The sequence below is a fragment of the Pseudomonas sp. RC2C2 genome, from assembly GCF_018390435.1.
Classification (GTDB): domain Bacteria; phylum Pseudomonadota; class Gammaproteobacteria; order Pseudomonadales; family Pseudomonadaceae; genus Aquipseudomonas; species Aquipseudomonas donghuensis.
In genome coordinates, this window is sequence record NZ_JAHBAX010000001.1 from 1,958,565 (window position 1) to 1,981,543 (window position 22,979).

Consider the following 22,979-nt stretch of genomic DNA (forward strand, 5'->3'; position numbering starts at 1 on the left):
GGACCGACTAGGCCAGGCCATCACGGTGATGATGGAGGCTTTTATATCCGATAAATATCGACTTTAAAAGAGACATCTTAAAAAACGAAGCCAATAAAAAGCCGGTTAATCCGATAACAATCGAACTAACCGGCTTTAGCTTAGGCGTTACAGGTCTTCTGACAACACCCGGTCGATGCTGTCGACGAAGTAGTCCACGCTTGCCCGGGTGGTGCACATCGGCGGCTTGATCTTGAGGATGTTCAGGTAATCGCCTGTGGGCTGCATGAAGATGCCCAGGTCGCGCAGGCGGTTGCACAGGAGGGTGGTCTCGGCACTGGCAGGCTCCAGGGTCTGGCGATCACGCACCAGCTCCAGCCCCAGGTAAAAGCCGGAACCGTGCACGGCACCCGCCAGCGGATGTTTATCGACTAACTGCTGCAGCCGTGACTTGAAGTAGCCGCCGACTTCCCGGGCGTTGTCCCACAACCCCTCTTCTTCCATGACATCGAGCACGGCCATGCCAATGCGGCAACTGACCGGGCTGCCACCGGCGGAGGAGAAGAAATAGCCTTCGGCCTCCAGCGCTTCGGCAATCTCCCGGCGGGTGATCACCGCACCCAATGGCTGACCGTTACCCATGCCCTTGGCCATGGTGATGATGTCCGGCACAACCCCCTGTTCTTCGAAACCCCAGAACCAGGTACCCAGCCGGCCATAGCCGACCTGCACTTCATCGGCAATGCACACGCCGCCCGCTGCCCGTACCTTGGCATAGACTTGTTGCAGGTAACCCGGCGGCAGCGAGATGCCGCCGGCATTGCCGTACACCGGCTCACAGATGAAGCCGGCCAGCTGCCGTTGCTCGGCAGCCAGTGCGTCGAGCTTGGCATCGACATCATGCAAATAATCGGCGGTGCTTGCGGCGCCACGGAAGGCACCGCGATAGGTGTTGGGGGCAATCACCGGATGAACCCATTCCGGCCGGGTGCTCAAGGCCTGGGGATTGTCAGCGATGGAAGTGGAAATCGCATCGGTAGCCACCGACCAGCCGTGATAGGCCTCAAGCACACTCAACAAGTCGCGCCCACCGCTGTAGGCCCAGGCCAGGCGAATCGCCAGGTCGTTGGCCTCGGTACCGCTGTTGACCAGAAACACCCGGTCCATGCCGCTCGGCGCCAGGGCCAGCAAGCGTTCGGAAAATTCGGCGATGGCCGCATAGTGAAAGCGCGAGTTGGTATTGAGCAGCGACCATTGCCGCGCCGACTCGGCAACCATGCCCGGATGCCCGTGACCAAGAACTGCAACGTTGTTGAGCATGTCCAGGTAAGCCCGCCCCTGCATGTCGAACAGGTAGTTGCGCCAGCCGCGCTCGATATGCGGCGGCTGCTGGTAGTAGTGCTTCTGCGAGCGGGCGAAACTGGCATCGCGCCGGGCCAGCAAAGCCTGGGCATCGACCAGCGGTTCGGCGTTGCAGGCAACACCGAGGATGGCCTGTGGCGAGGGGCACACTGCTTGCCAGGCCCGAGCCCGCGAAGGCACGACAAAGGCCGGCGGGTACAGCCCGGCAACCCGGCACAGCTGAACCTTCAACAGTGCGGCACTGGCGCCCAGTGACTGCCCCTGGGCTATCACCTGCCCCGCGGCTGGCGCCTGGCTCAGCCCATGCAGCCACAAGTTGCATTCATTGCCCGCAAGGCAACCGCTGTCTTCGCCGTACTGGTGCCAGGTACCGGCCCAGGGCGCCTTGAGCGCCGTGGCTACAGGCAGGTGCACCTCGACATTCAGGGCGAAGGTTGCCGGCTCCGCGGGGTTATCGATGTGGGTCTGCGACAACCGGTACTGCCCGTACAAGGTGCAGGCCGCGCCTGAATCGCCAGCCTGCTGGGCCAACAAGCGCTGATCGATGCCCGGCTGCTCCCAGTTCCCTGCCTGGTAATGCTCGCTGAGCACGCCAAGATCCACCCCTACCACCTGTGCTGCGACCGAGGGTGGCAACAGCGGCGTGAAATCTTCCAGCACCCGCGCGGGCAATTCATGCCCGGTCACTTGCAGGATCGCCGCCTCCATCAGCTCGAAGGGCACGCTGGTGGCGACATCGAAGATTTCCCACTCATGGGCCAGGTTGTCGCGGCTGTAACTGTTACCAGGGTCGACACTCAGCTGTTGTTCACCGCTCAGCACCAACACCGCGGCCCGGGCTACCACTAGCGGCCACAAGGCCTGGAGTTCGGCTGTGGTCAGCGGGTTGAGCGCATGGTAGGCCTCGATCGCCGGCAGTATCCGCAAGGGGTCACCCTCGGCATGGTGCAGCAATGCCGCGCAAGTCACCGAGAGATCAGCGATGCGCCAGGTGTGCATCAGGTCGCCAAAATCAATCACCCCTTGCAGCTGCCACTGCCGCTGCTCATCCCGCGCCCAGACGGCGTTGTCATCGGTAATGTCCAGGTGCACCGCCTGCAGCGGCAATTGGTCGACCAACGGTTGCAGACGCACCCTGGCCTGCTGTGCGGCAGCGCTTATCCGCGCTTGATACGGGCTTTCAGCCAGCACCGGCAACAGATGCTCGATCAATGCCTGGGCGTGGCGTGGGTCCCATTGCAGGGTACGTTCGAGCCCTGGGTGGGTGAAATCGGCCAGGGCTCGGTCGACTCGCGCGCAAAGACGGCCAAGCTCCGCCACCAGGCGTGGCTCCATGTGCTTGATTCGGGTCAGCGAATTACCGTCTATATAGTCGAGCACGCGCACGCGCAAAGCTTGACCACCCACCTCTACTGCCAGCAGTTGCTCGCCCGTTCGCGATGCCAGCACGGCGGGCACCGGTAGCCCTTGATCGCGCAGGTAACCCAGGGCGCTGTGCTGGGCCTGCAGTTCGGCCATGGCGTAATCACCATGGCAGATTTTCAGCACATAGCGCCCCTGGGGGGCGTCCAGGCGAAAATTCAGGTCCTGCTGACTGCCCAGCGCTTGTAATGCGCCGCTGAGGCCGAAATGCTCCTGCAACAGGCAAGCGGCCTGCTGTTCACTGACTTCAGGGCATGGCTGACTGGAGCGATGGATCAGGGTACTGAGCGACATGGGCTGGGGACCTCATTTTTTTGTTGCCTATATCGCCACTGCTTGTGCCAGTTGGCAAGAATAACGGCTAAAATCGCAGCAGAATTGCTCTGCTGCCTCGAGCATCTCAAGGGAAAGGCACAGCTCGGCGCTTTTTGCTTGCGCCTGTCTCCCCCTGGCCACAAGCTATGTCCTTTAATTTTCAATGTCAGTTACGGAAGAAAGGCAGTCCGACATGCGAATTCTCATCACCGGCGGGGCCGGCTTCATCGGTTCGGCGCTGGTGCGTCACCTGATCAACAATACCGAGCACGAAGTACTCAACCTGGACAAGCTGACCTATGCCGGTAACCTGGAATCGCTGACCAGCATCGCGACCGATACCCGCTACGAATTCGTCCAGGCCGATATTGCAGATCAGGCAACCGTCAGTGGCGTGCTTGAACGCTTCAAACCCCACGCGATCATGCACCTGGCCGCAGAGTCGCATGTAGATCGTTCGATCGACGGTCCTTCGGACTTTATCCACACCAATATCGTCGGCACCTACAGCCTGCTGGAGGCCACCCGCGCCTACTGGCTGACCCTGCCGAGCGATGAGCGCGCGGCATTCCGCTTCCATCACATTTCCACCGACGAAGTGTATGGCGACCTGCATGGCGTCGATGACCTGTTCACCGAAACCACGCCTTACGCGCCAAGTTCGCCGTACTCGGCAAGCAAGGCCGCGTCCGATCATCTGGTCCGGGCCTGGCAACGCACCTACGGTCTGCCGGTACTGGTGACCAACTGCTCGAACAACTACGGGCCGTTCCACTTCCCGGAAAAACTCATTCCGCTGGTGATTCTCAATGCTCTGGCTGGCAAACCGCTGCCTGTGTATGGCAACGGTCTGCAGGTGCGTGACTGGCTGTTCGTCGAGGACCACGCCCGCGCCCTGCTCAAGGTAGTGACCGAAGGCAAGGTGGGCGAGACCTACAACATTGGCGGGCATAACGAACAGAAGAACATCGACGTGGTCCGCGGCATTTGCGCACTGCTCGAAGAGCTGGCACCGCAACGTCCGGCGGGCATTGCCAACTATGCCGACCTGATCACCTACGTTCAGGATCGCCCTGGCCATGATCAGCGTTATGCAATCGACGCCAGCAAAATCGAACGTGAACTGGGCTGGGTCCCTGAAGAGACCTTCGAGACCGGCCTGCGCAAGACCGTACAGTGGTACCTGGACAACCTGGAGTGGTGCCAGCGGGTCCAGGACGGCAGTTATCAAGGCCAGCGCCTGGGCGCCAGCGAATTCAAGGATCTGATTGCATGACCAAAGGTATTGTCCTGGCGGGCGGCTCCGGCACCCGTCTGCATCCTATTACCCTGGGTGTTTCCAAACAGCTATTGCCGATCTACGACAAACCGATGATCTATTACCCGATCTCGGTATTGATGCTTGCCGGTATACGCGAAATCCTGCTGATCTCCACCCCGCAGGACCTGCCGCAGTACAAGCAGCTGCTGGGTGACGGCAGCCAGTTCGGTATCGAGCTCAGCTATGCCGAGCAGCCTTCTCCGGACGGCCTGGCCCAGGCGTTCCTGATTGGCGAAGAGTTCATCGGCGACGATTCGGTCTGCCTGATCCTTGGCGACAATATTTTCCATGGCCAGGGTTTCACTCCCCAGTTGCGTAAGGCCGCGCAGCAGGGTAAGGGTGCAACTGTCTTCGGTTACTGGGTCAAGGATCCCGAGCGCTTCGGCGTCGTCGAATTCGACGACAAGGGCCACGCCCTATCCATCGAGGAAAAGCCGACGCAACCCAAATCCAGTTACGCCGTGACAGGCCTGTATTTCTACGATAATGATGTGATCAAGATCGCCAAGGCAGTCAAGCCGTCGCCACGCGGTGAGCTGGAAATCACCGATATCAACAACGCCTACCTCAACCGCGGCAGTCTCAATGTTCAACTGCTCGGACGTGGTTTCGCCTGGCTCGACACCGGCACCCACGACAGCCTCCTGGAGGCATCTCAGTACGTGCAGACCATCGAGCACCGTCAGGGCCTGAAAGTCGCTTGCCTTGAAGAGATCGCGTACCAGCAGGGCTGGATTGATCAAGCACACCTGCTTAAGCGAGGGGAGATGTTCGGCAAGACAGGTTACGGTCAGTACCTGTTTGGTCTTGTGGGAAAACGTTAATGAAAGTAACCGCCAGCGCACTGCCTGATGTTCTTGTTATCGAACCGAAAGTGTTCGGTGACGAACGAGGTTTTTTCTTCGAGAGTTTCAACGAGCGTTCGTTCCAGGAAGCAACGGGCATCGATGCCCATTTCGTTCAGGACAATCATTCCGGCTCGCAGAAAGGTGTACTGCGCGGTTTGCATTACCAGATTGAACACACCCAAGACAAGCTTGTGCGGGTAACCGCCGGCGAAGTGCTGGATGTTGTGGTCGACATCCGCCGCCACTCACCGACTTTCGGTCGTTGGGTCAGTATCAGGCTTTCGGCTCAGAACAATCGCCAACTGTGGATCCCCAAGGGCTTTGCCCATGGGTTTGTGGTATTGAGCGACTTTGCCGAGTTTCTCTATAAGACCACCGATTACTACGTGCCGTCTGCCGAGCGCTGCATCCGCTGGAACGACCCGGACCTGGCGATCGACTGGCAGCTCGAAAGCGCCCCCATGCTTTCTGCCAAGGACCAGATTGGCAAGTTCCTGCGTGAGGCAGACCTGTTCCCGTGATGCAGAGCTGCCCCCGCATCCTCATCAGCGGCCAACACGGCCAGGTATCCCGGGAACTGCAACAGCGCCTGGGCGACCTGGCGCAGTTGCATGTGCTGGGTCGTGACCAGCTCGACCTGGCCAACCCCGAAGGCATTCGTGAACGCGTACAGACGCTCAAACCCGACCTGATCATCAACGCCGCGGCCCATACCGCAGTCGACAAGGCCGAGAGCGAACCGGAACTGGCCTTCGCAATCAATGCCCGGGCACCGGGTATCTTTGCCGAAGAAGCCGCGAAGCTCGGTATCCCGCTGATCCACTACTCCACCGACTATGTGTTCGATGGTAGCAAGGACAGCCCCTACACCGAAGATGACGAGCCCAACCCGCTCGGCGTCTACGGGCGCAGCAAACTCGCCGGCGAGCAGGCGATTGCCGCAGTCGGCGGCCAGCACCTGATCCTGCGCACCAGCTGGGTGTATTCACGGCACGGGAGCAACTTTCTGCTGACCATGCAGCGCCTGCTGCAGGAAAAGCCAGAGTTGCGCATCGTCGCCGACCAGATCGGCGCGCCGACCTGGGCCGGCACCATCGCCATCAGCACCCGTGCCCTGATCGAGCGCTGGCAGGCTGGCCAGGCCGGTGCCTGGGGCACCTATCACCTGACCGCCCAAGGCGAGACATCCTGGTTCGGTTTCGCCCAGGCCATCGGCGAGCAACTCAAGGCCCAGGGCCTGCCTTGTGCCGCGCTGCTACCGATTCCTTCCAGCGATTACCCGACCCCGGCTCGCCGCCCGCTGAACTCGCGCCTCGATTGCAGTCGCCTGCAACGCGAGTGGCAGGTCAGCCAACCGCACTGGCAGCAGGCACTGATCGACTGCCTGAAGTAGCGCATAATGCGCCAGATCATTCTGGCGCAGTTGCGATGACCATGACCCCACCCGTTCCCCGCCGCCCTCGCTGGCGCAGCCTGGCCATACTCGCAGTGTGCCTGGCCCCATTGCTATGGCCGTTGCAGCATCTTGCCGAGCGCTATTACCAAGACGAACTGGCCGGGCAGAACCGCCAGACCCTCGATCTCTACGTGGCCAACCTGCTCGGTACCCTGCACCGCTACGAGACCCTGCCGCAGATCCTCGGTGACCTGCCGGCATTGCGCGCAGTGCTGGCCGACCCGCTGCGCCTGGAAACCCTGACCAACGCCAACCGTCTGCTCAAGGACATCGCCACCCAGACCGGCGCCGAAGTCATGTACCTGATGGACGCCAACGGCAATACCCTGGCCGCCTCCAACTGGGACAAACACGACAGTTTCGTCGGTCGCAATTTCGCCTTTCGCCCATATTTCAGTGAAGCCATCGCCGGGCGTCTGGGACGCTTCTTCGGCCAGGGCACCACCTCGGCCAAGCGCGGCTACTTTTTCGCCGCCGCCGTGCGCGACCGCGACCGGGTGATCGGCGCACTGGTGGTCAAGGTTGACCTTGACCATACCGAAACCCTCTGGGGCAAGACCCCGGAACAGCTGCTGCTGACCGACCACAACGGCGTGGTGATCCTCACGTCGCGTCCCGACTGGCGTTTCCGCGCCACCCGGCCCCTGACCGATGCCGAACGCGCAGCCATTGTCGCCATCCAGCCCTACCCGACCCAGTCGCCCAAGCCGCTGACCCTCGACCCCAAGGCCTGGCTGACCCAGACCCAGGCCATCGAGGAAACCGGCTGGCAGGTCAGCATCCTCGCTCCGCGCACCCTGATCGACCGCTCGGTACGCACCGTGGTTGCCATTGGTGGTGCCACCTTGCTGGTGCTGATGCTGCTGCTAGGGCTGATCATGCAGCGCCGCCGGCATTACATGGACCGCATCGACTTCGAGGCCCATGGCCGTCAGGAACTGGAAAAACGGGTGATCGAACGTACCGCCGACCTCGAAGGCCTCAACAGCCGCCTGAAGGAGGAAGTACTGGAACGCGAACAGGCCCAGCAGGAGCTGGTACGCGCTCAGGACGAACTGGTGCAGGCCGGCAAGCTATCGGTGCTGGGCACCATGTCGGCGAGCATCAGCCACGAACTCAACCAGCCGCTGGCGGCGATCCGCAGCTATGCCGAAAACGCCGAGATCCTGCTCGACCACCAGCGCACCGACGATGCCCGCAGCAACCTCAAGCTAATCAGCGAGCTGACCGGGCGTATGGCCTCGATCATCGCCCACCTGCGCGCCTTCGCCCGCCGCGACCGCCATGCCCCAGAGAGCGTAGCCCTGCAGCCTGCCTTGGACGATGCCCTGGCGCTGCTGGCCAAGCGCCGCCGAGCCATGGCCGTGGAGCTGGTGCGCGACCTGCCCGAGGCCACCCTGTGGGTGCAGGCCGGCGAAACCCGCCTGCGCCAGGTGCTCGGCAACCTGCTGGCCAATGCCCTCGACGCCCTGACCGAAAAGGCCAACCCGCGCAAGCTGTGGCTCAGTGCCGAACAGCGCGATGGCAACGTCTACCTGTACATTCGCGACAATGGGCCGGGCTTTACCAGCCAGGCCCTGGCCCGCGCCCGCGAGCCGTTTTTCACCACCAAGACGCGCACCCAGGGCCTTGGCCTTGGCCTGGCGATCTGCGATACCTTGATGCGTGCACTGGGCGGCGAGCTGCTGCTGGGCAACCACCCTGAAGGCGGTGCCCTGCTCACCCTGCAGCTACGCATCGCCAAGCCCGGCGCTACACTACCCACTTCGGAGGACCCATCGGCATGACGACCGAGCCGCTCATCGACAGCCGCACGCAGGTGATTCTGGTCGACGACGACCCGCACCTGCGCCAGGCCCTGAGCCAGACCCTCGACCTTGCCGGGCTGAAGATCCTGCCGCTGACCGACGCCCAGGGCCTGGCCGGGCGAATCGAGCGCGACTGGCCGGGCGTGGTGGTCAGCGATATCCGCATGCCCGGTATCGACGGCCTGGAGCTGCTGCAGCAGCTTCACACCCAGGACCCGGAACTGCCGGTGCTGCTGATCACCGGCCATGGCGACGTGCCGCTGGCCGTGCAGGCCATGCGCGCCGGGGCCTATGATTTTCTGGAAAAGCCCTTCGCCAGCGATGCGCTGCTCGACAGTGTGCGTCGTGCCCTGGCCCTGCGCCGCCTGGTGTTGGACAACCGCAGCCTGCGCCTGGCCCTGAGCGATCGCCAGGAGCTGAGCACGCGCCTGGTCGGCCACTCGGCACCGATGCTGCGCCTGCGCGAGCAGATCGGTGCCTTGGCCGGCACCCGCGCCGACGTACTGATCCTTGGCGAGACGGGCGCCGGCAAAGAAGTTGTCGCTCGCGCCCTGCACGATTTGTCGAGCCGACGTGATGGCCCGTTCGTGGCAATCAATGCCGGCGCCCTGGCCGAATCGGTAGTCGAAAGCGAGCTGTTCGGCCACGAGCCGGGGGCGTTCACCGGAGCGCAGAAGCGCCGTATCGGCAAGTTCGAATTCGCCAATGGCGGTACGCTGTTCCTCGATGAAATCGAAAGCATGAGCCTGGATGTACAGGTCAAACTGCTGCGCCTGTTGCAGGAGCGGGTCGTCGAACGCCTGGGCGGCAACCAGCTGATCCCGCTGGATATCCGCATCATCGCTGCGACCAAGGAAGACCTGCGCCAGGCCGCCGACCAGGGGCGCTTTCGTGCCGACCTGTACTACCGCCTGAACGTTGCACCGCTGCGCATTCCGCCACTGCGCGAGCGTGGCGAAGACATTCTGGTGCTGTTCCAGCACTTTGCCGAAGCCGCCGGCGAGCGCCATGGCCTGCCGGTGCCCCCGCTGCAACCGACGCACCGGGCGCTGCTGCTGCGCCATGAATGGCCGGGTAACGTGCGCGAGCTGCAAAACGCCGCCGAGCGCTTCGCCCTGGGCCTTGAACTGGCGCTGGACGGTGACGTGCCGCCAGCCGCCGACGATCCCGCGCCAAGCACTGGCAGCGCTAACCTCAGCGAACAAGTCGAGCAGTTCGAACGCTCGCTGATCGCCGCCGAACTGGCACGCTCGCACAGCTCCCTGCGCAGCCTGGCCGAAGCCCTCGGTATCCCGCGCAAGACGCTGCACGACAAGCTGCGCAAACACGGCCTGAGCTTCGCCGACAGTCACCAAAACAGCGATGACCTGGAGGACAACCGTTCATGAGCGCGGACAGCCATTACCTTGAATCAGTGCTGCACAGTGACATCCCGCTGACCCGCCAGATGGGCCTGCAGGTCCTCGACTGGCAGCAGCATTGCCTGCGCCTGCAGCTGCCGCTGGAGGCCAACGTCAATCACAAGAGCACCATGTTCGGCGGCAGCCTGTACTGCGCCGCGGTGCTGGTCGGCTGGGGCTGGTTGCACCTGAGGTTGCGTGAAGCGGGGATCGATGACGGCCATATCGTCATCCACGAAGGCCAGATCAGCTATCCGCTGCCGGTCACTGGCGCGGCCATCGCCACCTGCGCAGCGCCGGACGAGAAAGTCTGGGCGCGCTTCATCGCCACCTATCAGCGCCGTGGCCGGGCGCGCCTGAACCTGCACACCCAGGTCAGCAATGCCGGCAGCAGCGAGGCTGCCGTGCAGTTCAGCGGTCAGTACGTGCTACACCGCTAGGGCTTGCTGCAACAGCTTGTCGCGCCACGGCGCGGCAGCTGGCAAGGCCAGGAAGAACGGGTTAAGCAAGGAATCGCGCGGCGGGTAGACGAAGGCCTGGCCATCGAGGCCGAGCACTTCACCGCCGGCGCCTTCCAACACCCCTTGCGCCGCAGCGGTATCCCACTGCGAAGTGGGGGCCAGACGTGGGTAGCAATCGGCCGCACCTTCGGCCAACAGGCAGAATTTCAGCGAGCTGCCGATATTGGCCAGCTCCAGCTCCCCCACGGCCAGACTCAAGCCCGCCAGCAAGGCTTCCTGTTGCGGGCTCGAATGACGCCGGCTGGCGACCACGGTAAAGCGCTCACCCGCAGGCGGTGCCGTGCGCACGTTGATGACTTCAGGTACACCGGCGGCTGCTTCGAGCCAGGCGCCAAGGCCTTTGCCACCGTAATAACAGCGGCCATTGGTGGGAATTGCCACTACGCCAAACACCACCCGCCCCTGCTCGATCAGGGCGATGTTGACAGTGAACTCTTCAGTGCCGGCGATGAATTCCTTGGTGCCATCCAGCGGATCGACCAGCCACCAGCGCTGCCAGCCTTGCCGTTCACTCAGGGGGATGTTGCAGTCTTCTTCAGACAGCACCGGGATTTCCGGGGCCAGCACGCGCAGGCCTTGGGCAATGACCTCATGGGCCGCCAGGTCGGCTGCAGTGACCGGCGACTCATCGGCCTTGGCCGTCACCGCCACGTCGGCGCGCCAGTACGGCAGGATCGCCTTGCCCGCCTGGCGGGCCAGTTCCACCACCTGCTGCATCAGGGCAATGTCGCTCATACCGGGAATACCCCACGCTGGCTCAGCAAATCACGCACCAGGTACAGCGCCGCCAAGGCCCGGCCTTCGGAAAACTGCGGATGCTGGGCCAGGGCCGACAGCTCGCGCAGGTTGATCTTGTCGACGCGCATCGGCTCCGGCTCGTCGCCTTCCAGGCGCTCCTCGTAGAGGTCGGTGGCCAGCACTACCTGAATCTTCTGGCTCATGTAGCCAGGCGAAAGCGACAGCTCGGTCAGGTGCTCAAGCTGACGGGCGCCATACCCGGCTTCTTCCTTGAGCTCCCGGTCAGCCGCCGCCAGCACGTCTTCACCCGGCTCGATCAAGCCCTTGGGCAATGACAGTTCATACTCGTCAGTACCGCCGCAGTACTCTTCCACCAGCAGCGCATGCTCGGCATCGAGCATCGCCACGACCATCACCGCGCCATAACCGTTACCGCGCCCGACCAGGCGTTCGTAAGTGCGCTCAGCACCGTTGGCGAAGCGCAGCTGCACGGCTTCGACGCGGAACAGGCGGCTGCTGGCGACGATCTCGCGAGAGAGGACGGTGGGTTTCTGGCGCATGGGGCGGCTCCTTGGCGTGAACGGGTTACTATACCGTGGCTTGCCCGGCCGCTGCCTCCTGACTGTTCGAGAATTTCATATGCCCGTTTTAGCCTGGTCCACCATCGATACCGTCCTGCTGGACATGGACGGCACCCTGCTCGACCTGCACTTCGACAACCACTTCTGGCTCGAGCAACTGCCGCAGCGCTACGCCGAGCTGCACGGCATCAGCCGGGCCATGGCCGAGCTTGAATTGCAGCCATTGTTCGAGCAACACGCCGGCTCGCTGAACTGGTACTGCCTGGACTTCTGGAGCCGCGAGCTGAACTTCTCGGTGCGCGAGCTCAAGCTTGAGACCGCCCACCTGATCGCCTTGCGTCCAGATGCCGATACGTTCCTGCAGGCGATCAAGCAGGCCGGCAAGCGGGTAATCCTGATCACCAACGCCCATCGCGACTCGCTGTCGTTGAAACTGGAACGGGTGGAGCTGGCACCCTACTTCGAGCGCCTGATCAGCTCCCATGACTACGGCTACCCCAAGGAGAACCCACAGTTCTGGAGCGCCCTTGAGGCCGATATCGGCTTCAGCCCGCAACGCAGCCTGTTTATCGACGACACCTTGTCGATCCTGCGCAGTGCCCGCGACTTCGGCGTGGCGCACCTGCTTGCGGTGCGCCAGCCGGACAGCCGCAAAGGGCCTCGGGATACCGAAGAGTTCGCTGCGGTGGAAGACTACCGGGCGTTGCTCGAAGGGTTGTGATTACTCGGGAATGCGCAGGGTCTGGCCCGGGTAGATTTTGTCCGGGTGACTGAGCAGCGGCTTGTTGGCTTCGAAAATCTTGTTGTACAGGTTGGCATTGCCGTACACCGCCAACGAGATGGCACTGAGGGTGTCGCCTTTCTTCACCACGACAAAACGGGCTGCAGCCACAACCGGGCCGGTGACGGTGATCTGATCATCCACCGAAGCCACACCGGCAATGTTGCCCACCGCCAGCAGGATCTTCTCTTTCTCTTCCTGGCTGCTGACTTCGCCAGTCAGGGTAACCTTGTCACCGTCGACGGTGGCCTGAACGTTCGGGTTACCCAGCCCGACCTTCGCCACATGCGCCTTCAACTGCTCGCTGGCATTGGCATTACCCGGGGTCAACAGGTCGATGAGTTTCTCGCCTGCTTCTTTGACGAAACTGAAAATGCTCATGCCGCTCTCCTTGGTGATGAATCTCGGAGCCTGGAGTCTAGGACAGGTTAGAATGCTTCGCCTGCTTTGCGCCGTGGAGCGACGATGGACATCAAACAACTCAAATTCCTCATCGCCCTGGATGAAACCCGCCACTTCGGCCAAGCCGCCGCGCGCTGCCACGTGACCCAGCCAACCCTGTCGATGCGCCTGCGCAATCTCGAACAGGAACTGGACCTCGCCCTGGTCAATCGCGGCCAGCGCTTCGAGGGCTTTACCGCCCAGGGCGAACGGGTACTGGCCTGGGCCCGCTCGGTAATCGCCGCCTACGACGGCCTGAATGCCGAAGCTGCCGCTTGTCGCGGCCACTTGGTCGGCACCTTGCGCCTGGGCGTGGTACCGCTGTCGAGCTTCGATCCCCTGCCGCTGCTGCGGCGCATGCACCAGCAGCATCCGGAACTGCGCTTTGAACTCAGCGCCCTGAGCTCCGAGCAGATCCTCGAACAGCTGACCAGCAACCAGCTGGACCTGGGCGTGTCGTACCTGGATCGCCTCGATCATGAACGCTTCCAGTCGCTGCCGCTGGGCGAGACGCGCATGGGGCTTTTATATGATCCAGATCATTTCTGCTTCGACGACCACCCCCTAAGCTGGCAACAGCTGACCGAACTGCCGCTGGGGTTGCTTACCGCCGGCATGCATTTTCGCCAGTCGATCGACCACAACTTCCACAGCCGTGGCCTGACACCGCAGCTGTTGCTGCAGACCGATGCCGTCCATCAGTTGGCCCAGGCCGTCAGCGGAGGCCTGTGTTGTGCCATCATGCCGTTGGCGGCCGGCCTGGAAGTGCTCACCGAACGGCTGCGCCTGCAACCGATCGAACAGGCCTGCACCCTGGCGCCACTGGGCCTGATCATGCGCCGCACGGCGCCACGCTCGGCCCTGGCCGAGGTGTGCCTGGCACAATATCAAGCGCTGCAAGGCGAGGGTTGATCGACGCCGTCTATCAAGGCATCAGCATTAGCGATTAGACGATACCCGAGCGCAAGCCTAGGCTTAAAGCTGAACAGCCGCCGGTACCTCTGCTGATGAGCACAAAACCCCCGGCCTGTGCGGCGTCCACCCCGCTTGTGACTGCGCCCGCGGCCAGCAATACCTACGACTACTGCCACCTTACCGACGACAGCCAGGCGCACACTGCACTGGCCGAAGAAGTCGCCCTGGCGATTGCCTACAACGGTATCAGCCAGGCAGTGATGCTGGTCAGCCCCACCGACCTCGAAGACTTTATCGTCGGTTTCAGCATCGGCAGCGGCATCATTGCTTCGGCCAATGAGATCTACGACGTCAAGTTCACCAGCACTGGTTCGGCCATACACGCCGACGTCGAGATCGCCAACCGCGCCTTCTGGAACCTCAAGACCCAGCGCCGGCAACTGGCCGGCACCAGCGGCTGCGGCCTGTGCGGCGTGGAAGCGGTGGAGCAGGCCCTGCCCGACCTTGCCGTGTTGCCGGGCGCGCCGCTGCCACCTGCGCAATGGCTCGCGGGCCTGCGCCAGCGCATGGATGCCTTCCAGCCCCTGGGCCAGCACTGCGGTGCGGTACATGCGGCATTGTTCATGAACAATCAGGGGGAAATCCTCCTGGGTCGCGAAGACATCGGCCGGCACAACGCCCTCGACAAGCTGATCGGCGCCTTGGTCCGCCAGCACCTGAGCCTCGACGGCGGCCTGGCAATCGTTACCAGCCGCTGCAGCCTGGAGCTGATCCAGAAAGTACTGCGCGCCGGCATCCAGACCCTGGTCAGCCTGTCCTCGCCCACCGGCCTCGCCCTGCAGTGGGCGCGGCGGCACAACCTCAACCTTATTCACCTGCCCAAACACAGCGCGCCACGGGTGTTCAGCCCCGTGCGGGAGAACAGAACGTGAGCCTGCATCACCAAGCCGATCAGAAGCCTGTCCCTCGCTATAAACCCTACAACGGTGCTGCTGGCGGCTGGGGCGCACTGCGCAGCGTGGCCCAGGCCTGGATCGGCAGCGACAACGCCCTGAAGAACATTCGCGCGCTGCTCAAGACCAACCAGAACGGCGGTTTCGACTGTCCCGGCTGCGCCTGGGGCGACTCGCCGGAAAGCGGCATGGTCAAGTTCTGCGAGAACGGCGCCAAAGCAGTGAACTGGGAAGCGACCAAACGCCGGGTCGATGCGCCATTCTTCGCCCGCCACAGCGTCACCTCGTTACTGGCCCAGAGCGACTACTGGCTCGAATACCAGGGCCGGCTGACCGAACCGATGGTCTACGACGCCAGTACCGACCGCTACACACCCATCGACTGGGACAGTGCCTTTGCCCTGATCGCCAAGCACCTGCAACAGCTTGAAAGCCCCGACCAGGCTGAGTTCTATACCTCTGGCCGGGCCAGCAACGAAGCGGCCTACCTGTATCAGCTGTTCGTCCGTGCCTATGGCACCAACAACTTCCCGGACTGCTCGAACATGTGCCACGAAGCCAGTGGCGTGGCCCTGGGGCAGAGTGTCGGGGTTGGCAAGGGCACGGTGACGTTCGACGATTTCGAGCATGCCGATGCGATCTTCGTCTGGGGCCAGAACCCCGGCACCAACCACCCGCGCATGCTCGAACCGCTGCGTGAAGCGGTCAAGCGCGGTGCCCAGGTGGTGTGCATCAACCCGCTCAAGGAACGCGGCCTGGAGCGCTTCCAGCACCCGCAGCACCCGCTGGAGATGCTCACCAACGGCGACCGCCCGACCAACACTGCCTACTTGCGCCCGGCCCTGGGCGGCGACATGGCGGTACTGCGCGGCATGGCCAAGTTCCTCTTGCAGTGGGAGCGCGAAGCCCAGGCCAGCAATGCCCCGGCGATTTTCGACCACGATTTTCTCAACCAGCACACCCAGGACGTCCTGGCTTACCTGGCAGCGGTCGACGCCACCTCCTGGGAGCAGATCAGCGCACAATCAGGCCTGACCCTGGCCGAGATCGAGTACGCCGCGCGCATGTACTGCAAGGCCAAAAAAGTCATCATGTGCTGGGCCATGGGCATCACCCAGCATCGCCATTCGGTGGCGACCATCCAGGAAATCGCCAACCTCATGCTGCTGCGCGGCAACCTCGGCGTACCCGGCGCCGGCCTGTGCCCGGTGCGTGGCCATAGCAACGTGCAGGGCGACCGCACCATGGGCATCAACGAGCGGCCACCAGTGGCCCTGCTCGATGCCCTGGAACGCCGCTTCGGCTTCAAGGTGCCGCGCCATAATGGCCACAACACGGTCGAAGCGATCCGCGCCATGGCCGACGGCCAGGCCAAGGTGTTCATCGCTCTGGGCGGCAACTTTGCCCAGGCCACCCCGGACACCGAGCGTACCGCCCAGGCCCTGCGCAACTGCGAGCTGACCGTGCAGATCAGCACCAAGCTCAACCGTAGCCATCTGCTGCATGGCAAGCAGGCGCTGATTCTGCCGTGCCTGGGGCGCACCGATATCGACCTGCAGGGCGAAGGCCCGCAGGCTGTGACCGTGGAAGACTCGTTCAGCATGGTCCACGCCTCCAACGGCCAGTTGCAGCCGCTGTCGCGGCAGATGCGCTCGGAGCCCGCAGTGATTGCCGGGATTGCCAATGCCACCCTCGGCGCCAGACCGGTGGACTGGAACTGGCTGATCGCCGATTACGCACGGATCCGCGACCTGATCGACCAGACCATCCCAGGCTTTGAGAGCTTCAACCAGCGCCTGGAGCATCCGGGCGGTTTCTACCTGGGCAACAGCGCCGGCCAACGGCAATGGAAGACCAGCAGCGGTCGGGCCAACTTCAAGGCCAATGCCCTGCCCGCTGACCTGCTGCACGAGCGCGTGCGCGCCAGCGGCCAGGTACCGGACCTGATCATGCAGTCGATGCGTTCCCACGATCAGTACAACACCACTATCTATGGCCTGGATGACCGTTACCGTGGAGTGAAGGGCCAACGCAACGTACTGTTCGTCAACGAAGCCGACATCATCCGCCTGGGCTTCCACCCCGGCGACAAGGCCGATATCGTCTCGCTGTGGAGTGATGGCCGCGAGCGTCGGGTCAAGGGCTTCACGTTGCTGGCCTTTGATATCCCGGCCGGTCAGGCGGCGGCCTACTATCCGGAAGTGAACCCGCTGGTGCCGCTGGAAAGCGTTGGCGATGGCAGCCATACGCCGACCTCGAAGTTCGTTGCGATAAAGCTGCAACCTGCCAGCGACAACGCCCGGATCCTCTGACAGAATCGGCGGCAAACAGGCACAAAAAAGGCCCTGACATCACTGTCGGGGCCTCGTTCCAAGTAAGCTCAGACAAGCGAAAATCAATAAAGTTTCACAGTTAAAACAGTAACTTAGAAAATTGTGTACAACTCGTGTTACTCGTCGGATTTCGTTTGCCAGCCCCCCTCTGCGGCCTCAGGATCGCGGCGTCATCCCTATGAGGCTCTCTTGATGAAGTACTCCTCGATTCTGTTGTTGTCTCTTGGCCTGCTCAGCGGCGTTGCCTCGGCAGGTGGCACCACCGAAGCCGGTATTGGCGGCGCATTGGGTGGGGTACTGGGCTCGGTGGTCGGTCAGTCGATCGGCGGCAGTACCGGCTCGGCGATCGGCGCGGGCCTGGGCGGCGCAGCCGGCAGTGCCGTGGGTGCCGACAAGCGCCAGCGTGGTGAAGCCGCAATCGGCGGTGCCCTGGGCGCAGCCGGCGGTAACGTTGTAGGCCGCAGCATGGGCGGCACCACGGGCAGCTACATTGGCGCAGCCGCAGGCGGTGGTGCCGGTGGCGCGCTGGGTAACTACATGGGCAACAGAGCCGATGAAGACGACCGCGATGACCGTCGCTACCGTCGCGGCTACGACGACCGTCGTTACTACGACCGTGGCCATCACTACGGGCACCGCAAGCACAAAAGGCACTGGCGTCACGACTAAGCCATTTCGGGCTTAAGCCAAACTCCTAGTCCCTGCCCTCACGGGCAGGGATCGCTGCAACACCCCGCACGTTACCGATCAAGCCTTGCAGGCCGATCCTGCGGCCAGTCCAGGCAGGCCCTGCTTCCCCTTCTCCTTGTCAGCTTCCCGCGACCTAGGGGCAACCCCGATTCAGGCGGATATAGCCAGTAGCTATCATCGGCCGTTCCCAATCAGCCAATGGACGCAGGGAATGCGCATCTATCACGCAAAGACGGCCCGATTGCCCAGTGCACGAGGGGTGTGAGATGCCAGCCGACAGCCGCCCTCCGATGCTGAGTGAAGCCCAGTTCCTGCGCTTTCGCACCCTGGTCAGCCAGCGCTCTGGCGTGTTCCTCGCCGCCGACCGCCGTGCGGCTGTGGCTGCCCGCCTGGGAAAGCGCCTGCGGCATTTGCAACTGACCTCCTTCGAACAGTATCTGCAACTGATCGAGCAGCCCGATCAACATCAGGAACAGCAGCAGGTACTCGACTTGCTGATTGCCCGGGACACCTACTTCTTTCGCGAACACCGCCATTTCGAATGCCTTGCCCAATGGCTGCGCGACATGCCACGGCCGCTGAGGCTCTGGAGCGCTGCCTGCGCCTCGGGCGAAGAAGCCTACAGCCTGGCCATGGTTGCCAGCGAACACGCCGTCAACGACGACTGGAGCGTACTGGCCAGCGACATCAGCCCCCATCTGCTACAGCAGGCAGCCGAAGGCATCTACGACGTCTCCCAGGCCCGTTACTTCCCTGAAGGCTGGTTGCAACGTTACTGCCTGTGTGGCGTCGGCGAGATGGCCGGGCGCATGCGCATGGCGGCCACCTTGCAGGAGCGGTTGACGTTTCGCCAGATCAACCTGATCCAGCCACTGCCCGCTGACCTGGGCCTGTTCGACGGGATTTTTCTGCGCAATCTGCTGACCTATTTCAGTCAGGATGAGAAACAGCGCGTGGTTCAACGTTTGCTGGCTTGCCTGCGCCCGGGCGGCCTGCTGCTGATCGGACATAGCGAGAACATCCATGGCCTCGACCTGCCACTGCGGCCGATCCTGCCATCGGTGTTCGAACGCCTATGATGGCCTGCGCTGCCGGGACCTGCGGCAGGCCCCCGACACTGATCGCGCCACAGCGCGGCAGCGCTCATCCGGACCGAGCAAACCTGCCGCCCCTCTTCTTTTGCGAAACAGGCTCGAACCCATGCTTTGCCGAATACTACTTGCCGATGACTCGCCGCTCTTTCGAGCGGGCCTGCGAGCGCTGCTCGAACAAAAAAAACAATACGCCGTAGTCGGTGATGCAGGCGATGGCATGACTGCTGTCGCACTGGCCGAGAAACTCAAGCCCGACATCATCCTGCTGGACATGACCGCCGATACCCTGGACAGCGAACAGATTCTGCGCGAGCTGTTCCTGCGCGTGCCCTCCAGCCATGTGTTGATGCTCTCGTCGCGCTCGGAGCTGGACTTCGTCATGCGTTGCCTGCAATTGGGTGCCCATGGCTTTCTGCTCAAGAGCGCCACGGTGCTGGAGCTGGAGCAGGCCCTGCAGGCGCTGAAAAATGGTGGCCAGTACCTGTCATCAGCAGTGTTGCCGATGGTCATTGGCCAGGCGGTGAAACACAGCCGCAAGCGCCCCAGCGGCAGCACCACGATGCAGCTCACCGCACGCCAGCTGGAGATCCTGCGGCTGATTGCCCGCGGTGAATCGACCCGCTCGATCGCCGACGGCCTGGGCCTGAGCGTGAAGACCATCGAGGCGCATCGCTCGCAGATCATGCACCGCCTGCAGATTCACGACGTGCCGGGTCTGGTGCTGTTCGCCGTGCGCGAAGGAATTATCCGCCTCAATGACTGAGCGGCCTCAGCCTTGCAAACGCTCCAGCGCGGCCTGCAGCGTGGCCGGCAACTGTGCCGGCCGGCCCGAGCTGCGCTCGACGAACACCTGCACCACCTTGCCGACCGCGCAGGGCTGCCCGTCCTCGACCCGAAACAGTGCCAACTGATACTCCACTGAACTGCCCGCCAGACGCGCCACACGCAAGCCGACCTCAAGGGTGTCGGGAAAGGCCGGCAAGGCAAAGAAGTCCGCCGCCGAACTGACCACGAAACCGGCGACCTCGCCGTCCTGCAGGTCCAGCCCGGCCTGTTGCAGCAGGTACGCCTGGATCGCTGTGTCGAAGTAGGCGTAAACCGTGGCACCGGCTATATGGCCGTTAAGGTCGCTGTCTTGCCAGCGGCTGAGGATCGGGTGCAGGTGGGGGTAGGCGTGGCGTTGAGGGAGCTCGGACATGGTGGACCTGAGTATTGGATGGCCCGTAACTGTAGGAGCGGGCTTGCCCCGCGATCAAGCACCAATTGATCGTCGTTCGGGTAAGACAACGCGGCCTATCGCAGGGCAAGCCCGCTCCCACAAGGGTTTCGTTAGGCCGGAAAACAAAAAACCGCCCCTGAGGGCGGCTTTTTGTTTACGCAGGCTTCAGCTTACAGCTGTGGGCCAGCGGCCTTGATGGCGTCGGAAACTTCGAACTTCTTGAAGTTTTCGATGAACAGGCCAGCCAACGCTTTTGCAGCTTCATCGTAAGCAGCCTTGTCAGCCCAGGTGTTGCGTGGGTTGAGCAGGTTGGTTTCAACGCCCGGTACGGCCAGTGGCACGTCGAGGTTGATGATGTCCAGGTGTTCGGTTGCGGTGCCGACCAGGGCGCCGCTCTGGATCGCTGCGATCACCGCGCGGGTGGTCGGAATGTTGAAGCGCTTGCCAACGCCGTAGCCACCGCCGGTCCAGCCGGTGTTGACCAGGTAGACCTTGGAGCCGAAGCCGCGGATGCGCTTGATCAGCAGTTCTGCGTACTCGCCAGCCGGACGCGGGAAGAACGGCGCGCCGAAGCAGGTGGAGAAGGTCGACTTGATGCCGCTGCCCGAACCCATTTCGGTCGAACCCACCAGTGCGGTGTAGCCGGACAGGAAGTGGTAGGCCGCTTGTTCTTCGTTGAGGATCGACACTGGCGGCAGCACGCCGGTCAGGTCGCAGGTCAGGAAGATGACCGCATTAGGCTCGCCGCCGAGGTTCTTTTCCGAACGCTTGGCAACGTGCTCCAGCGGGTAGGCGGCGCGGCTGTTCTGGGTCAGGCTGACATCGGTGTAGTCGGCGTGCTTGGCATCGTCGATGACGACGTTTTCCAGTACTGCGCCGTGCTTGATGGCTTTCCAGATGACCGGCTCGTTCTTCTCGGACAAGTCGATGCACTTGGCGTAGCAGCCGCCTTCGATGTTGAAGACCACGCCTTCGCCCCAACCGTGCTCGTCGTCGCCGATCAGGTAGCGGCTTTCGTCAGCCGACAGGGTGGTCTTGCCGGTGCCCGACAGGCCGAAGAACAGGGTCACGTCGCCTGCTTCGCCGATGTTGGCGGCGCAGTGCATTGGCAGCACGTCGGCAGCCGGCAGCAGGAAGTTCTGCACCGAGAACATGGCTTTTTTCATTTCACCGGCGTAACGCATACCGGCGATCAGCACTTTCTTCTGGGCGAAGTTGAGGATCACGCAGCCATCGGAGTTGGTGCCGTCACGCTCAGGCACGCACTCGAAGTTGGCAACGTTGAGCACTTGCCACTGATCACGGCCAGCCGGGTTGTACTGCTGCGGGTTGATGAACAGGCAACGGCCGAACAGGTTCTGCCAGGCGGTCTGGGTGGTCATCTTGACCGGCAGGTAGTGCTCGGCGGCCGCACCTACGTGAACGTAGGATACGAAGTGATCCTGGGCGTTGTTGAACGCCTCGACACGGTCCCACAGGGCATCGAACTTGTCGGCCGGGAACTTGCGGTTGATCGGGCCCCAGGCGATGGCATCCTGAGTGGACGGCTCTTCGACGATGAAACGGTCAACCGGCGAACGACCGGTACGGTGACCGGTTTTCACGACCAGCGCGCCGGTATCGGCCAGCTCGCCTTCACCGCGGTTCAGCGCTTCTTTTACCAGCTCATCGACGCTCAGGTCGGTGTACACGGTGTTGTTGGCTTGCGTCATGAGATTCCCCATCCGGCCTGCGGCCGAGTGCTCCAAACGTTTTGTAGTAGATCTTTCCAAACTACTACAGCGAAAAAAGTGGCCGGATTATGCCAGAAACGCCCAAAAAAAGTAGGGCCCTCCTGTCAGAACGGCGTGTTTCCGGCGTTAGACAGGAGAATTACCTGTACTGAAACGTTTTAGTGCCGAGTATCTGACGGTGTGTCTACACCGCCACCGGCGAACAATTGCTCGATATCGGCCGCATCGAATTGATAGCACTGATTACAGAACTGGCAATCGACTTCGATCTTGCCGCCATGCTCGTTAATCAGCTCCAGCGCGTCATGTTTGCCAAGGCTGACCAACGCATTACCGGAGCGCTCACGCGAGCAGCTGCAGCGGAAATGCAGCGGCTGGATATCGAACAGGCGCACGGCATCCTCGTGATACAGGCGATGCAGCACGGTTTCGTTGTCCAGCCCCAGCAGCTCCTCGGCTTTCACCGTATTGGCCAGCGCTTTCACATGGTTCCAGCTGTCCTCGCGCTCCTCGATGTCCTTCTGGCGGTCGGCAGGCAGCTGCTGCACCAGCAGACCACGGGCTCGAATGCCGTCGGCGGCCAGCGAGATGCAGGTGTTGATCTGCTGGGACATGACGAAATAGTTGGTGAAACACTCCGACAGGTCCTTGCCGTCCAGCTCCACCGTGCCCTGGTAGCGCTGACCGTTGACCGGAATGATGGTCAGGACCAGATGCCCGCCAGGCATCAGGTCGGCAAGGCTTGCATCATCCTTGATCTGCTCGGCCGCATAGCGTGCCAGGCCGCGAATTTCGTGGTCGCTGGTGCATTCAATGGCCAGCAGGGGCACCGGCCCGCTCGACTGTGCCTGAAGAATCAGCAGACCGTCGAACTTCAGCGTACCGACCAGCAGCGCGGCTGCCGCCATCAGCTCGCCGAGCAGCTGCGCGACAGGCTGCGGGTAAGGATGCTTGGCCAGCACTTCGGCGTAGCTGCGCTCCAGCCCGACCATCTCACCGCGTACATCGCGGTCGTCGAAGATGAAGCGTTGTGTGTAGTCGGTATCTGGCAAATCGGACATGGGCTCTG

General features: G+C 62.6%; 21 protein-coding genes. 14 read left to right on the forward strand and 7 right to left on the reverse strand.

From position 1 onward, the window contains the following. Nucleotides 1-147: 147 nt before the first annotated feature. Complete coding sequence (locus tag KHO53_RS09070) at nucleotides 148-3,057, reverse strand: aminotransferase (RefSeq protein ID WP_213570226.1); 2,910 nt, start codon at nucleotides 3,055-3,057, stop codon at nucleotides 148-150. Nucleotides 3,058-3,271: 214 nt separating this feature from the next. Between KHO53_RS09070 and rfbB the strand changes: the two genes are divergently transcribed. Genes rfbB through KHO53_RS09105 form a run of 7 tightly spaced genes read left to right on the forward strand, consistent with a single transcriptional unit; the run spans nucleotide 3,272 to nucleotide 10,351 of the window. Then, nucleotides 3,272-4,354 (forward strand): dTDP-glucose 4,6-dehydratase, encoded by a 1,083-nt coding sequence (rfbB, locus tag KHO53_RS09075; protein WP_036994946.1) that lies wholly within the window; start codon nucleotides 3,272-3,274, stop codon nucleotides 4,352-4,354. Then, complete coding sequence (rfbA, locus tag KHO53_RS09080) at nucleotides 4,351-5,223, forward strand: glucose-1-phosphate thymidylyltransferase RfbA (protein ID WP_213570227.1); 873 nt, start codon at nucleotides 4,351-4,353, stop codon at nucleotides 5,221-5,223. The genes rfbB and rfbA overlap by 4 nt, the downstream gene beginning before the upstream one ends. Beyond that, nucleotides 5,223-5,768 (forward strand): dTDP-4-dehydrorhamnose 3,5-epimerase, encoded by a 546-nt coding sequence (gene rfbC / locus KHO53_RS09085; RefSeq protein ID WP_213570228.1) that lies wholly within the window; start codon nucleotides 5,223-5,225, stop codon nucleotides 5,766-5,768. The genes rfbA and rfbC overlap by 1 nt, the downstream gene beginning before the upstream one ends. Further along, the gene (gene rfbD, locus KHO53_RS09090) at nucleotides 5,768-6,640 is read left to right on the forward strand and encodes a dTDP-4-dehydrorhamnose reductase (RefSeq protein WP_213570229.1); all 873 of its coding nucleotides are present in this window, start codon (nucleotides 5,768-5,770) and stop codon (nucleotides 6,638-6,640) included. Before rfbC ends, rfbD begins: the two co-directional genes overlap by 1 nt. A 35-nt stretch (nucleotides 6,641-6,675) precedes the next feature. Further along, nucleotides 6,676-8,490: a sensor histidine kinase gene (locus tag KHO53_RS09095; RefSeq protein ID WP_010221253.1), complete on the forward strand. Its 1,815-nt coding sequence runs from the start codon at nucleotides 6,676-6,678 to the stop codon at nucleotides 8,488-8,490. Then, the gene (locus KHO53_RS09100; protein ID WP_213570230.1) at nucleotides 8,487-9,899 is read left to right on the forward strand and encodes a sigma-54-dependent transcriptional regulator; all 1,413 of its coding nucleotides are present in this window, start codon (nucleotides 8,487-8,489) and stop codon (nucleotides 9,897-9,899) included. Before KHO53_RS09095 ends, KHO53_RS09100 begins: the two co-directional genes overlap by 4 nt. After that, nucleotides 9,896-10,351, forward strand: coding sequence for a YiiD C-terminal domain-containing protein (locus KHO53_RS09105; protein WP_010221251.1), 456 nt, complete (start codon nucleotides 9,896-9,898; stop codon nucleotides 10,349-10,351). The genes KHO53_RS09100 and KHO53_RS09105 overlap by 4 nt, the downstream gene beginning before the upstream one ends. Here KHO53_RS09105 and cysQ read toward each other — a convergent pair. Together cysQ and nudE are read right to left on the reverse strand one after the other, a co-directional pair. Beyond that, nucleotides 10,340-11,167, reverse strand: coding sequence for a 3'(2'),5'-bisphosphate nucleotidase CysQ (cysQ, locus tag KHO53_RS09110; RefSeq protein ID WP_010221250.1), 828 nt, complete (start codon nucleotides 11,165-11,167; stop codon nucleotides 10,340-10,342). The genes KHO53_RS09105 and cysQ overlap by 12 nt on opposite strands. Then, a complete protein-coding gene (gene nudE, locus KHO53_RS09115; RefSeq protein WP_010221249.1) occupies nucleotides 11,164-11,730 on the reverse strand; it encodes an ADP compounds hydrolase NudE in 567 nt (188 codons plus the stop codon). Before nudE ends, cysQ begins: the two co-directional genes overlap by 4 nt. 79 nt (nucleotides 11,731-11,809) lie before the next feature. Between nudE and yrfG the strand changes: the two genes are divergently transcribed. After that, complete coding sequence (gene yrfG, locus KHO53_RS09120) at nucleotides 11,810-12,472, forward strand: GMP/IMP nucleotidase (RefSeq protein ID WP_010221248.1); 663 nt, start codon at nucleotides 11,810-11,812, stop codon at nucleotides 12,470-12,472. On the opposite strand, the gene lysM is transcribed toward yrfG, so the two are convergent. After that, nucleotides 12,473-12,913: a peptidoglycan-binding protein LysM gene (gene lysM / locus KHO53_RS09125; protein ID WP_036994937.1), complete on the reverse strand. Its 441-nt coding sequence runs from the start codon at nucleotides 12,911-12,913 to the stop codon at nucleotides 12,473-12,475. Nucleotides 12,914-12,997: 84 nt separating this feature from the next. Between lysM and KHO53_RS09130 the strand changes: the two genes are divergently transcribed. From KHO53_RS09130 to KHO53_RS09155, 6 genes are all read left to right on the forward strand, one after another. Continuing rightward, entirely contained in the window at nucleotides 12,998-13,885 is an 888-nt protein-coding gene (locus KHO53_RS09130; RefSeq protein WP_010221246.1) for a LysR family transcriptional regulator, read from the forward strand. Between the two features lie 95 nt (nucleotides 13,886-13,980). Continuing rightward, nucleotides 13,981-14,820 carry a formate dehydrogenase accessory sulfurtransferase FdhD gene (fdhD, locus tag KHO53_RS09135; RefSeq protein WP_010221245.1) on the forward strand — a complete coding sequence of 280 codons (840 nt, stop codon included), beginning with the start codon at nucleotides 13,981-13,983 and terminating at the stop codon, nucleotides 14,818-14,820. Further along, a complete protein-coding gene (locus KHO53_RS09140; RefSeq protein WP_010221244.1) occupies nucleotides 14,817-17,153 on the forward strand; it encodes an FdhF/YdeP family oxidoreductase in 2,337 nt (778 codons plus the stop codon). The genes fdhD and KHO53_RS09140 overlap by 4 nt, the downstream gene beginning before the upstream one ends. A gap of 210 nt (nucleotides 17,154-17,363) precedes the next feature. Further along, nucleotides 17,364-17,843 (forward strand): glycine zipper domain-containing protein, encoded by a 480-nt coding sequence (locus KHO53_RS09145; RefSeq protein WP_026001198.1) that lies wholly within the window; start codon nucleotides 17,364-17,366, stop codon nucleotides 17,841-17,843. A gap of 287 nt (nucleotides 17,844-18,130) precedes the next feature. Beyond that, nucleotides 18,131-18,943 carry a CheR family methyltransferase gene (locus tag KHO53_RS09150; protein WP_010221242.1) on the forward strand — a complete coding sequence of 271 codons (813 nt, stop codon included), beginning with the start codon at nucleotides 18,131-18,133 and terminating at the stop codon, nucleotides 18,941-18,943. 121 nt (nucleotides 18,944-19,064) lie between these two features. Continuing rightward, entirely contained in the window at nucleotides 19,065-19,721 is a 657-nt protein-coding gene (locus KHO53_RS09155) for a response regulator (protein ID WP_026001197.1), read from the forward strand. Between the two features lie 6 nt (nucleotides 19,722-19,727). Here KHO53_RS09155 and KHO53_RS09160 read toward each other — a convergent pair whose 3' ends face one another. From KHO53_RS09160 to hslO, 3 genes are all read right to left on the reverse strand, one after another. After that, nucleotides 19,728-20,156, reverse strand: a complete 429-nt coding sequence (locus tag KHO53_RS09160; RefSeq protein ID WP_010221240.1) for an acyl-CoA thioesterase — start codon at nucleotides 20,154-20,156, stop codon at nucleotides 19,728-19,730. A gap of 191 nt (nucleotides 20,157-20,347) precedes the next feature. Further along, nucleotides 20,348-21,889 carry a phosphoenolpyruvate carboxykinase gene (locus tag KHO53_RS09165; protein WP_010221239.1) on the reverse strand — a complete coding sequence of 514 codons (1,542 nt, stop codon included), beginning with the start codon at nucleotides 21,887-21,889 and terminating at the stop codon, nucleotides 20,348-20,350. A gap of 179 nt (nucleotides 21,890-22,068) precedes the next feature. Next, nucleotides 22,069-22,971: an Hsp33 family molecular chaperone HslO gene (hslO, locus tag KHO53_RS09170; RefSeq protein ID WP_010221238.1), complete on the reverse strand. Its 903-nt coding sequence runs from the start codon at nucleotides 22,969-22,971 to the stop codon at nucleotides 22,069-22,071. Between the last annotated feature and the right edge of the window lie 8 nt (nucleotides 22,972-22,979).

Excerpts from the sequence above, each read along its gene's own strand:
- KHO53_RS09100 (WP_213570230.1), top strand. The coding sequence starts at position 8,487 with ATGACGACCGAGCCGCTCATCGACAGCCGCACGCAGGTGATTCTGGTC.
- KHO53_RS09130 (WP_010221246.1), top strand. The coding sequence starts at position 12,998 with ATGGACATCAAACAACTCAAATTCCTCATCGCCCTGGATGAAACCCGC.
- KHO53_RS09150 (WP_010221242.1), top strand. The coding sequence starts at position 18,131 with ATGCCAGCCGACAGCCGCCCTCCGATGCTGAGTGAAGCCCAGTTCCTG.
- fdhD (WP_010221245.1), top strand. The coding sequence starts at position 13,981 with ATGAGCACAAAACCCCCGGCCTGTGCGGCGTCCACCCCGCTTGTGACT.
- KHO53_RS09155 (WP_026001197.1), top strand. The coding sequence starts at position 19,065 with ATGCTTTGCCGAATACTACTTGCCGATGACTCGCCGCTCTTTCGAGCG.
- lysM (WP_036994937.1), bottom strand. The coding sequence starts at position 12,913 with ATGAGCATTTTCAGTTTCGTCAAAGAAGCAGGCGAGAAACTCATCGAC.
- nudE (WP_010221249.1), bottom strand. The coding sequence starts at position 11,730 with ATGCGCCAGAAACCCACCGTCCTCTCTCGCGAGATCGTCGCCAGCAGC.
- cysQ (WP_010221250.1), bottom strand. The coding sequence starts at position 11,167 with ATGAGCGACATTGCCCTGATGCAGCAGGTGGTGGAACTGGCCCGCCAG.
- KHO53_RS09165 (WP_010221239.1), bottom strand. The coding sequence starts at position 21,889 with ATGACGCAAGCCAACAACACCGTGTACACCGACCTGAGCGTCGATGAG.
- hslO (WP_010221238.1), bottom strand. The coding sequence starts at position 22,971 with ATGTCCGATTTGCCAGATACCGACTACACACAACGCTTCATCTTCGAC.
- KHO53_RS09160 (WP_010221240.1), bottom strand. The coding sequence starts at position 20,156 with ATGTCCGAGCTCCCTCAACGCCACGCCTACCCCCACCTGCACCCGATC.
- rfbB (WP_036994946.1), top strand. The coding sequence starts at position 3,272 with ATGCGAATTCTCATCACCGGCGGGGCCGGCTTCATCGGTTCGGCGCTG.
- rfbD (WP_213570229.1), top strand. The coding sequence starts at position 5,768 with ATGCAGAGCTGCCCCCGCATCCTCATCAGCGGCCAACACGGCCAGGTA.
- rfbC (WP_213570228.1), top strand. The coding sequence starts at position 5,223 with ATGAAAGTAACCGCCAGCGCACTGCCTGATGTTCTTGTTATCGAACCG.
- yrfG (WP_010221248.1), top strand. The coding sequence starts at position 11,810 with ATGCCCGTTTTAGCCTGGTCCACCATCGATACCGTCCTGCTGGACATG.
- KHO53_RS09095 (WP_010221253.1), top strand. The coding sequence starts at position 6,676 with ATGACCATGACCCCACCCGTTCCCCGCCGCCCTCGCTGGCGCAGCCTG.
- KHO53_RS09105 (WP_010221251.1), top strand. The coding sequence starts at position 9,896 with ATGAGCGCGGACAGCCATTACCTTGAATCAGTGCTGCACAGTGACATC.
- rfbA (WP_213570227.1), top strand. The coding sequence starts at position 4,351 with ATGACCAAAGGTATTGTCCTGGCGGGCGGCTCCGGCACCCGTCTGCAT.
- KHO53_RS09070 (WP_213570226.1), bottom strand. The coding sequence starts at position 3,057 with ATGTCGCTCAGTACCCTGATCCATCGCTCCAGTCAGCCATGCCCTGAA.